This window comes from Vibrio sp. T20 (genome assembly GCF_007858795.1).
GTDB lineage: Bacteria > Pseudomonadota > Gammaproteobacteria > Enterobacterales > Vibrionaceae > Vibrio > Vibrio satsumensis.
This window is the reverse complement of sequence record NZ_VFEB01000124.1, coordinates 1-296: the sequence shown is the minus strand read 5'-3', so window position 1 is coordinate 296 and position 296 is coordinate 1. Positions and strand designations below refer to the sequence as shown.

The following is a 296-nucleotide window of genomic DNA, read 5'->3' as shown; positions in this document are numbered from 1 at the left end:
CGTCCGGTTCAAGTGGATCACCTAGCCTTTTCGTTTTCGTATAGCTCGCTTAGACACTTGGACAACTCAAACGAACAAGACTTTATCAACATGCAGTTTCCTGAGTTTAAAAAGAAAAGTGTCAACGGTCGCCTTAACTCACCAGAAGCGATAGAGAAATCAATTGAGTCACACCGTAACAAATGTCGCAAGGTTTTGGCTGATAGGTTTGATGAGTTCATGTCTAAAGTCTTTAACTTCCGTCTATCGCCTATGCGTGGCCGTGGCTTACATGGCTATGAAGATTCAATGGTCAT

Annotated in this window: 1 pseudogene; it reads left to right on the top strand. The window is 42.9% G+C overall.

Features of this window, described 5'->3' with window-relative positions:
* Positions 1-296 (top strand): annotated as a pseudogene (locus FTW16_RS14420) (replication initiation factor family protein); the annotation flags it as partial.